Origin of the sequence: Pseudoalteromonas sp. SR45-5, assembly GCF_014163565.1 — a bacterium.
Taxonomy (GTDB): domain Bacteria; phylum Pseudomonadota; class Gammaproteobacteria; order Enterobacterales; family Alteromonadaceae; genus Pseudoalteromonas; species Pseudoalteromonas distincta.
In genome coordinates this window covers 1-10,213 of the sequence record NZ_JACJDN010000071.1, presented here as the reverse complement: position 1 = coordinate 10,213, position 10,213 = coordinate 1, and the positions used below count along the sequence as shown (strand labels likewise).

Below are 10,213 nucleotides of genomic sequence, written 5' to 3'. Positions count from 1 at the left end.
TATTAACTTCTAAAGAAAGCCCTTTTCCTGAAAAGCGGCCTTCATATTTAGGTATTTGCTTAAATTGGTTAGGCTTAAAGCTGCCATCTTTATTTTGAATGTATAAAGTACTGCTTGCTAACCCAGGAATGAAAATATCGCTTAGACCATCGTTGTTAGCATCGAAAACAAAGTCTACTTTTTCAAATTTATCTATTTTTAATTGATTAAGAACCGACTCATAATTAAACAACAATGTTGGTTTACCTGCTTGGGCTTTATATACGCCATCACTTGTTAGTACGAGTGCTTGTTTATCGGTGATGTTAGCAAGTGTTGCCACATCAAACCCGATGGCGTTTTTTGGTAAAGCAAGTTCACTACTAAGTGATGTAAGTAAATTGATGGCTTCTAATTGTTTTAATTCTTTATTATATGCAAATAAAATCTCTGAATCGGTTGATACTAATTCATCCGTTGTTTTTATTGCCATTGTTTGAGCTATAACGCTTATGGGGGTAAGTAAAGTGATGAGTGAATAGCAAAGTGGTTTTATCATGCAAATTCCTTTTTTATATTTAGTTGTATCGTTAAAGTTTTTATTATTTAAGCAGCGTCAGCGCATAATTTTACCTACTATCCAGCGCTGGGGCTTTTTCGTTTAAACGTAATATACATATGTAAGTTGGATTATATTTAGCCTACGCTAATTACTATGTACTGGGTGTAAGCAATTGTAAGATTATGTTTTAGGGAGGGGCTGCTGACCTTTAAGGATTGAAATTTGTTCAATCTAAGGACGATTTAATCGCGGCGCGAGGTTTGTAATCTAGTAACAAAGAGTCAATCTCCTTAGGCAGAACCGTTTGGGCAGCGCATTTTGGTATTAATACTACGTTATCAACTATGTATGATTAACAACCACACTAGATAGGCTCTGCCTTGCTTAAATACCAAACAGTCTGCTGCAAATTCAACCTCAAAAAATAAACAGGCCCAACAAGAAAGGTAGCACATAACTCATATGGTAGCTAAGCGCTTTTAGAAGTGCTTGGTTGTTAACTACATTGCTTATTTTGCTCATTTAAATAAGCATCTACAAAATCTACTTCCATCGGTTTTGAAAAGTAATAACCTTGTAGGTGAGATACACCAATTTTAGTGAGTGTGTTTGCTTGCTCAATAGTTTCAACGCCTTCTGCAACAACAGTAAAATCTAAAGTAGAGGCCATTTGTACAATTGCATGAATAATACTTAACCCTCTTTTATCCATATTTTGAATAAAGCTTCTGTCTATTTTTACTATATCTACACCAATATCAAGCATGCTTGATAGTGATGAGTAGCCTGTACCAAAATCATCAATTGAAATACAAAAGCCTTGTTTTTGTAGTGCCTTAACGGCTGTCAAAAATGTGAGTTTATCCTCGGCAAATACTGACTCAGTAATTTCTATGTGTAGGTTTTTAGGTTCTACCTGGTGGCGATTTACTATTTTTAATACCTTAGATACAAAATCAGGATCTTGTAGCTGAATAACCGATACGTTTACGCTTATAGCAATTTGTGGTTGTAAGTGACTTAATTTTGTTGCTTGTATACATGCCTGTTCTATTACCCAAATACCTAACTCGGTTATTAAACCGTACTGCTCGGCAATAGCTATAAATTCATCAGGGAAAATATTTTCACCATCTAGTTGCCAGCGTAATAATGATTCAAAAGAGGTTACTTTTGAGGTTTTGCTATCAACAATTGGTTGAAATACTAGCCTTAAGCTATTTTCTTCTATGGCACTGGCTAAGCGTTGACTCAAAAGATACTCTCTTTCTTGTATTAATTTGAGTGAATCGTTATAAATATTGATATTACCTTTCGCGATGCGTTTTTGGTGATACATTGCAGTATCAGCAGAGCGAATTAAAGTATTAAAATCACTCCCGTGCTCAGGATACATGGCAATACCAATAGTTGCAGATACCCATTTTTGATATTTATATGTTTCATGCTCGGCACCAATGCTTTGAAGTACTTTATCTGCAAACTCGATAAGCTCAGCTTGTTTTTGATACGTTGCTAAAATTAAAAACTCATCCCCGCCCCATCGGCATTTAAAAAGCTGTTGATTGCATACATTACTAATTCTTCGTGCTATTTCTTTTAATACTTTATCGCCTACTTTATGACCCAACGAATCATTTATTTGTTTAAATCCATCTAAATCTACGAATAATAAAGCAAAGGGTTCTTGAGGGTTGTCTGCTAGTTGTCTGTTTGCATTTTTTAAAAATGCGGTTCGGTTTAATAGATTTGTAAGTGGATCGGTATTCGATAAACGGTAAATTTCTTCTGTGCGTTGCTCAACCTTGTTTTCCATTTCGTTAAGCAGCTCTCTGTTTTGGTTTTTGAGCTTGATTGCGCTGTGTGTAAATGTGGCTGATTTGTACGATGAAGCCACCATAATAGCAGTAAATGCTAGGCCTAAAATACCGAGGACAGAGTTGTAGTTTTCGTTAGAAAAGGTTAATAAAAAAGAGTAAGGCGCCAATAAAATAATGCTATAGAGTACAGCGGTTACTCGGCTTCCTGAAAGCAGATTTGCAGAGCCTCCTGCGAAGGCAGATAAAATAGCAATCGTGGTCGTCGTCTCTATTGCTGATGAGGTGCTATGAAACCAAAGTGCATACCCACACCACGATAGCGCAGTTAAAATACACCCGGTTGAAAATCTTTTTGAGTATGTGTCAGCATTAAATAACGGGCTATCCTTTTTGGTTTTATAAAACCACATTACATCAATAGCGCGAGCTGCTAATAAGACAACCATAATGCTTAGCCAGATACTTTTTTCGTAGGATATTTTCTGGTTATTTAAATCAAAAGCAAACACTAATATAAAACTGACTACAATCGAAATGGCAATGCCAGAGATGGCATTGGAGTATAAAATTTTAACGGTTTCTCTGCGTTCTTCACTATTTAGATTTTTATATGGCACTAAGTAAAACCTTATACAAAAGTCACTCCAACTAGCGATGGAGAAACGTTCAAGAAATACTGCAAATATTCCAGATGAACAAAAGCGTATTAAACATCGATTAGTTAGGCTCTAATCCTGAGTATAGGAATAAATATAGTTTATGAAAGCAAAAAAAAAAGTTAGCGCAGTAAAAAGGCCCATAATAAATAATTATTATGAGCCTTAAAATTATTAAGCAGGTTAAAGTGTTAACGACTTTACTTGCTGTTTAGTAGATTTAACCTTCGAAATCACTATCGTTATGGCGCTCTGCCATTTGATCTTCTTCAGGGCCCCATGTGCGATTTACGCGACGACCGCGCTTTACAGCAGGGCGATCAGCAACTTGTTTTGCCCAACGAACAACATGAGTGTATGAGGCAACATCTAAAAATTCAGCTGCGTCATATAAGTCGCCTAAAACAAGCGAGCCATACCAAGGCCAAATTGCAATATCGGCAATTGAGTATTCATCACCCGCCATATATTCATTTTCGCTTAAATGACGATTTAAAACGTCAAGTTGGCGTTTAGTTTCCATGGTAAAACGATCAATAGGGTATTGCATTTTACTTGGTGCGTAGCTATAAAAGTGACCAAACCCACCACCTAAATATGGCGCTGAGCCCATTTGCCAAAATAGCCAGTTACGACACTGCGTTTTAGCTTTCAAATCCTTAGGGATGAGTACATCAAATTTTTCAGCCAAATACTGTAAAATAGAACCTGATTCAAAGATGCGAGTAGGTGGGGTAGTTGAATGATCCATTAGCGCTGGGATTTTTGAGTTTGGATTAATATCAACAAAGTCAGATCCAAACTGATCGCCATCACCTATGTTTATTAAATATGCGTCATAGTCTGCATCGGTGCAACCAAGCTGTAAAAGCTCTTCAAACATGATTGTAGCTTTTTGGCCATTTGGCGTAGCAAGAGAATAAAGCTGAAATGCGTGCTCGCCAATAGGTAGAGTTTTGTCATGAGTCGCGCCTGCAATTGGGCGGTTAATGCTGGCAAATTTACCGCCACTTTCACTTTCCCACGTCCATACTTTTGGTGGCGTGTATTCGTTTTGATCGCTCATAAATAACCTCAATGTTAAATGGAAATGTTTAATACTTACTCATAAATGTGGCCATAAAAAATTAATTAAAGGCCCTAAATATTTAATTTACCGACCTTTTAATTTATCGGCTTTTGCTAATCTATAACCTAAAAACAACCCGCTTAGCGCTCCAAATAAATGGCTTTCAAACGATACATGATAGCGCTGAGGTAAAACACCCCATATAAAACCGCTATAAAGTATAGCCACTACAACTGCAATTATAATTGATTTTAATGAGCGTCTTACTAATCCGTAGCATAGAATAAAGCCCCATAAACCATATATAACACCGCTTAAACCAACATGTATGTTACTGCGCCCAAATGCCCAAACTAAAAGTCCACCGATTAGAGCGGTAAAAATAAATACGTTATAAAAACGTTTTACGCTGTACTGGCAAATTAGCCAACTTAATACTACAAATGGGATCATATTACTGGCAAAGTGCCACCAGCTACCATGTAAAAAAGGTGCGCATAGTATGCCAATTAATCCTTGGATACTGCGTGGATATATGCCTAAACCATTAATATTTATGCCAGGTAGACTATTGATCACTTGTAGTACGAAGCAAATAACAACAATACTAAATATTGCGAAACGGGTACTAGTTAGTAATGACAGTGTGGTTGGCTTGGTTGCCATATAATCGCCCTAATTGACTTTAAGAGTTGCCAGTATAGGAATTGTATTTGCTAATGAAAAGCAATTAAAAAAGCACAGCATAAAATGCTGTGCTTAATTTTAATTATTACTCACTATTAACCTAATTTAGTTAATAGTTTTTTTGCAGCTAGTTCAGAGCTTGCTGGGTTTTGGCCGGTAATTACTAAACCGTCTTCTAGTGCTAATACACCCCAGTCGTCAGTTTTTTGATAATCGCCACCTTTTTTAATTAGCTCGTCTTCAACTAAAAATGGCACGATATCGGTAAGTTGCACTGCAGCTTCTTCAGAGTTAGTAAAACCAGTTACTTTTTTACCCGCAACTAGTGTATTGCCATCGGCATCTTTAACATTTAAAAATGCAGCACTTGCATGGCATACCGCAGCAACAGGTTTTTGCTCTTTTACAAAGCTTTCGATAAGTGAAATTGAATCTGTGTTGTCAACCAAGTCCCATAATGGACCGTGACCGCCTGGGTAAAATACAGCGTCAAAATCGCTAGATTTAACTTCACTCAACACTTTAGTGTTTGCCATTAATGTTTGCGCCGCGCTGTCTGCGTCGTAACGTTTTGTTGCATCTGTTTGAAAATCGGCAAGTGTACTTGTCGGATCAATGGGTGGTTGGCCGCCAGCTGGAGACGCTAATGTTACTTCAACGCCAGCATCAACAAATGCGTAATAAGGGGCTGCAAATTCTTCTACCCAAAAACCTGTTTTTTCGCCAGTGTTACCAAGTTCTGCGTGAGATGTAAGAACCATAAGTATTTTTTTAGACATTGAATATATTCCTTCTGATGATTTGAATTAGTTTATCTTGCTTACCAATTACTATATGCACTAACACTGCTTTAAACAACGATGATAAATTTAACTTTATTGGTTTAATAATTGATACAATAAAAAGGTTGAATTTAAAACACACTACGGAGCATTTATGAAAGTGTCGTTTGAGCAGTTAAAGAGCATGGTTGTATTTGCACAAATTGTAGAGCAGGGCAGCTTAACCGCTGCTGCCAAACAGCTAGGGCTTACGCGAGCAGTTGCAAGTTATCATTTAAAAAAATTAGAAACGCAGCTTGAAGTTACTTTACTAAATCGCTCAACCCGTACCATGGCGCTCACTGAAGCAGGCATCGCTTATTATGAGCGTTGTAGAATAATTACCGAACAAGCTAATGCGGCTAATCAGCAAATAGAAAATATAAAGAGCGAGCCACAAGGTTTACTTAAAATTAGTTGCCCAGTAAATGTGGGAATGCAGTTAATTGTGCCTGCTATAAATACGTTTAAGCGCCAATATCCTAAAATTCAAATAGACTTACAGCTTACTGACGATGTGGTTGATATTATTAAAAATGGGTTTGATTTTGCAATTAGGGGCGTGGCACTGAGTGACTCCAACTTGCAGGCAAGCAAGCTGACTACAATGAGCACTTGTATTTGTGGCGCGCCTGAATACTTTGCACATTTTGGTAAACCTAAAACGCCTTTAGAGTTAGCAGAGCACCAATGGGTCGTTTATCAATTGGGCAGTAAAACATTAACACTTCAAAAAGATGGCAAAAAACACGATATTACAATGCAAGGCGCCTTAAGCACCAATAATGCCGCTGCTCGTACTGCTTTTGTTGAAGCAGGGCATGGCATTGGGCGTATTCCACTTTACGATGCGTGGCCAAAAGTGCAAGCTGGACTGCTTGAAATAATATTAGATGATTATAAAAGCAAAGATATTGAGCTTTACGGGGTATTTCCGCCAGGGGCTGCGGGCTCTAAAAAGCTACGATTGTTTATTGATTACTTAAAAGCATACTTTGTAAAACAGCATACCGCTTTAGGTATGCTGAAAAGTACTTAATGAGTAGTTTTTACAGCATTTATAAAGTTCGGCTAAATAATGCCACCGCTTGTTGATACATATTTATCGCAAGGGCTGCATCGTATCGCTCACCTTCATCACGCATAAAAGCATGCTGTGCGTTAACTTCCTGCCACTGGTAATTGATGCCTGTGCTTACGCATTGCTGGTATATTTTAGCGCGGCCTTCTTTTGGCACATGCGGGTCTTGTTTGCCCCATATAAAGTGAATTTCGCCTTGTATATCAGCCATACGCTCGAATGAGTTACTTCCAGGTTGCGCAGGTAATGTATTGCTGTGAATATCAGTTGCGTATAAACAAAAAGCCGCATTAATTTCAGGATTTAGTGCCGCTCTGTAAGCTAAGTGACCGCCAATACATACGCCCATTGCGCCGACGGAGCCTGTGCAATAGCTTTGTAATCTAATGAAGTCGATCATAGTTTGTGTGTCACTGTCGTGGTGCTCAAGTGGCTTTGCCCACTTGTCGGCATTGCCTTTGTCTTTACCTGTATCATCATAAGCAAGCACAGTGCCTATAGGGTTTAACTCATGAAACACTTCAGGCACTAACACTACAAAGCCATGGCTTGCTAAAATAGCTGCGCTGCGTGCGATGGGGGCAGTTTGCTGAAATATTTCAGAATAAAAAATGATAGCAGGGAACTGTCCTTGCGCTTGAGGGCGATATACAGTTGTTCGCATTAAACCTGTCGGTGTTGGCAAGTCAGCATTATGTTGTTGGATTATCATAAAAAGCGCTCAGTAAAATAAAATTATATTTGCTGATATGGTAACTGAGCGCGATAAAATATACGACTTTTGTCGTTGTGTATTTATACCAACCTGCATAAATCTTTGATCAATTTAACGAATTAAATTTCACTACAACGTCGTTAAAAATTTTTTATTTAGAACAACTAGATAAAAAAAATTTTGCCTAGTTCTAGGGCCTATTGACCTTTCAGGATTAAAATTTGTTCAATCTAGGGGGCATTTAATCGCGGCGCGAGGTTTGTAACCTAGTGGGCTAAGTAAAAACCGAGTAACAAAGAGTAAATAGCCCCTAGGCAGAACCCTTTGGGCAGCGCCTGTTTGGCATTTATGCTACGTTATCGCCTATTTATGGGGAATAACCACACTACATAGGCCCTGCCTTGCCTAAATACCAAACAGTCTGATGCAAATTTAACCTCGAAAGATAAACAGGCCCTAGCGTAATTTTCTTAACGTTAAATAGACCCCATATATAAGCAGATTGGTATTAAATACTTGCAGGCATTTTATTACAACTGGCGTAGTAACTTACCGTAGCCGGCCAATCTGAAAAAATACCCATTACCCCCACGTCCTTTGCGAGTACGTCGACTACTGTCATCATGTCGCCATCGTTATCTATAACATCAGCAATTGATTGATAGTAGTAACCTCCACCTTCATTAAGCGGGCCCGAGCGCTCAAGGCTCCATGCAATAAGCTTTAAACCAGCTGCTTTTGCGTCAATAGCGTATTGCGATGGCACAATATTACTTTCGTTATCTATTGTTAACATCATCCAAATTGGAGGAGCTAAAATTTTCACCCCATCAGCCACTAACTCATCCATTCTCGGTTGCCATGTTTGTGGGTTACTTGGATCAAATCCGGCTTCACTGTCACGTCCATCTAGGTAAACGCTTTTATCTGCAAAGTCAGGGTTATTGTTAATCCAGTATTTTACGTCTTCAAGGTTAAATGATTGCGGATAAACTTTTGAGGCTGGCACACCCATTTGCGTGTACTCGTCTAGCATTTTTTGCGCATATTGTTCTTGCGTCATTCCATCAAATGGCATACTTACTTGTGGCGATTTTAGCTCTGGTGTCATTTTTACACCTAGCTCATTAAACAGTGCAATGCTTTGTTTATGGGTCATCAATGTGCCGTTGGTGGCATATAAATCAGTGCGCCAACTTGGTGTGCCATCCATGTAATCGGCAACGGTCGTTGCATTAGTGTTTGCACCATCCATTTTACCTTCAAGGGTTAAAAACTCCGCTAAGCTTATATCGCTGGTACAACATTTAGCTGATGCGGCAATACCATTAGCAGGGTCGGCTGGTGTAAATGGCACACTGCATTTAGCTGCAAGTTCAGGAATAGCTAAAATATTAGTTGTGGTATGTAAATCGCATTGAGAGTGGCGACAAACAAGCTCTTTGTCGTTTGTAAATGTAACATCGCATTCAACAATGCCAGCGCCCATTCTCGCTGCCGCAATGTAGGCTTCTTTAGTGTGTTCGGGGTATTGCATTGATGCACCGCGATGACCAATAGAAAAATCGGTGCGGTAAAAAGGACCTTCGCTGCATGACTCTAATTTTGTTTTTAGTGTGCTTTGCGCCATATCGTTAATTAAATAGTCAGGGCGAGTCCCTAGCTGAATATTTACTCCTTCAGCAACCTCTACAACAATGGGCGTAGGTACTTCAACAATTTCCACTTCGGTGTTGGTAACAACCACTTCTTTTTCTACTATTTCTACATCATCGTCGCAGCCTGCAAGTGTGGCTAACAATATACAGCTTGTAAGTAAGGTAATACGTTTCATTGTTTATCCTTAAAAAGTAAAATTTGTACTACCTTAATGATTATTAATGACAATTTTGCTACAAGCTTATTAATTTACTTTTTTATTAAGCATTTGATTGACCAATAATGCACCTAACATTATAGCAGCCCCAATACTTAACCGAACTATATCGGCATCTCTGTTCCAGATCAGCACGTTAATTATAATCCCAGCTGGAATAAGCAAGTTATTCATAACTGCCAAAGCACCTACGTTGACAAGGGTTGCGCCTTTATTCCACATAAAGTAACCAAGTCCTGATGCAACCAACCCTAAATAAATTAGTATGCCCCACTGTGTGAAAGTGGTTGGTAATTTGTTTGAGTTACCAAATAATGCATAGCAAATTGTGGCAATAATAAGTGCGCCTATAAAAAACCATCCAAATACGGCTTTGTCATCAAGCTGATTGTTATTCATTAAGCGTTTGTAGGTAACTTGGCCTACAGCAAAACTTATATTCGCCCCTTGAACGATTAATAAGCCGATTATGAAATCGCTATTTAGGTTTTCGTAACGAATAGTAATTGCACCGATTACAGCAATAAGTGCGACTATAAAAAAGCGTGGGTTAAAGCGTCTGTTCAATACATCATTTAGCAGGGTAATGTACAAAGGAGTCATTACAGTAAATAGCAGCACTTCGGGAACGGTTAAAAATAAAAATGAGTGGTAGTAAAAGCTATACATAACACCAAGTTGTATAGCGCCAATCAGCATAAGCTTTAAGGCTAAAGGTTTAGGCGTTTGTTTGAGCTTTAAAAAAGGTAAAAAAATCAGTGTTGCCAGTGCTATGCGTATTAATACGCTAAACCAAGCGTCAACTTGGCCTGCTAAATACACACCAATTAAACTAAACGAAAACGCCCAAAGCAAAGTGACTGCAAATAAGTACTGCATAACCATCATCTTTTAATAAATATTGAGCTAAGTTTATCTGTTATATGTGAGGGTATAAACAATAAAAG

9 protein-coding genes are annotated in these 10,213 nt (G+C 38.3%); 1 reads left to right on the top strand and 8 read right to left on the bottom strand.

The genetic code is table 11. The features are described from left to right. From H5072_RS04565 to H5072_RS04545, 5 genes are all read right to left on the bottom strand, one after another. On the bottom strand, positions 1 to 538 hold a 538-nt coding region (locus H5072_RS04565), incomplete at its 3' end, for a VCBS repeat-containing protein (RefSeq protein ID WP_182692846.1). Between the two features lie 499 nt (positions 539 to 1,037). Then, the gene (locus tag H5072_RS04560) at positions 1,038 to 2,978 is read right to left on the bottom strand and encodes an EAL domain-containing protein (RefSeq protein WP_182692845.1); all 1,941 of its coding nucleotides are present in this window, start codon (positions 2,976 to 2,978) and stop codon (positions 1,038 to 1,040) included. A gap of 259 nt (positions 2,979 to 3,237) precedes the next feature. Then, positions 3,238 to 4,083, bottom strand: coding sequence for a glutathione-dependent disulfide-bond oxidoreductase (gene yghU / locus H5072_RS04555; protein WP_002958173.1), 846 nt, complete (start codon positions 4,081 to 4,083; stop codon positions 3,238 to 3,240). Between the two features lie 87 nt (positions 4,084 to 4,170). Beyond that, positions 4,171 to 4,752 (bottom strand): rhomboid family intramembrane serine protease, encoded by a 582-nt coding sequence (locus tag H5072_RS04550; protein WP_182692844.1) that lies wholly within the window; start codon positions 4,750 to 4,752, stop codon positions 4,171 to 4,173. Positions 4,753 to 4,868: 116 nt separating this feature from the next. Next, positions 4,869 to 5,552: a type 1 glutamine amidotransferase domain-containing protein gene (locus H5072_RS04545; RefSeq protein ID WP_182692843.1), complete on the bottom strand. Its 684-nt coding sequence runs from the start codon at positions 5,550 to 5,552 to the stop codon at positions 4,869 to 4,871. A 157-nt stretch (positions 5,553 to 5,709) separates the two neighbouring features. Here H5072_RS04545 and H5072_RS04540 point away from each other — a divergent pair, with 157 nt between their 5' ends. Beyond that, positions 5,710 to 6,633 carry a LysR family transcriptional regulator gene (locus H5072_RS04540; protein WP_182692842.1) on the top strand — a complete coding sequence of 308 codons (924 nt, stop codon included), beginning with the start codon at positions 5,710 to 5,712 and terminating at the stop codon, positions 6,631 to 6,633. Positions 6,634 to 6,652: 19 nt separating this feature from the next. Here the strand turns inward: H5072_RS04540 and H5072_RS04535 are convergent, their stop codons facing one another. From H5072_RS04535 to H5072_RS04525, 3 genes are all read right to left on the bottom strand, one after another. Further along, a complete protein-coding gene (locus H5072_RS04535; RefSeq protein ID WP_182692841.1) occupies positions 6,653 to 7,387 on the bottom strand; it encodes a dienelactone hydrolase family protein in 735 nt (244 codons plus the stop codon). 511 nt (positions 7,388 to 7,898) lie between these two features. Further along, positions 7,899 to 9,224, bottom strand: coding sequence for a glycerophosphodiester phosphodiesterase family protein (locus H5072_RS04530; protein WP_182692840.1), 1,326 nt, complete (start codon positions 9,222 to 9,224; stop codon positions 7,899 to 7,901). Between the two features lie 69 nt (positions 9,225 to 9,293). Beyond that, positions 9,294 to 10,145: a carboxylate/amino acid/amine transporter gene (locus H5072_RS04525; protein ID WP_024597044.1), complete on the bottom strand. Its 852-nt coding sequence runs from the start codon at positions 10,143 to 10,145 to the stop codon at positions 9,294 to 9,296. Positions 10,146 to 10,213 lie beyond the last annotated feature (68 nt).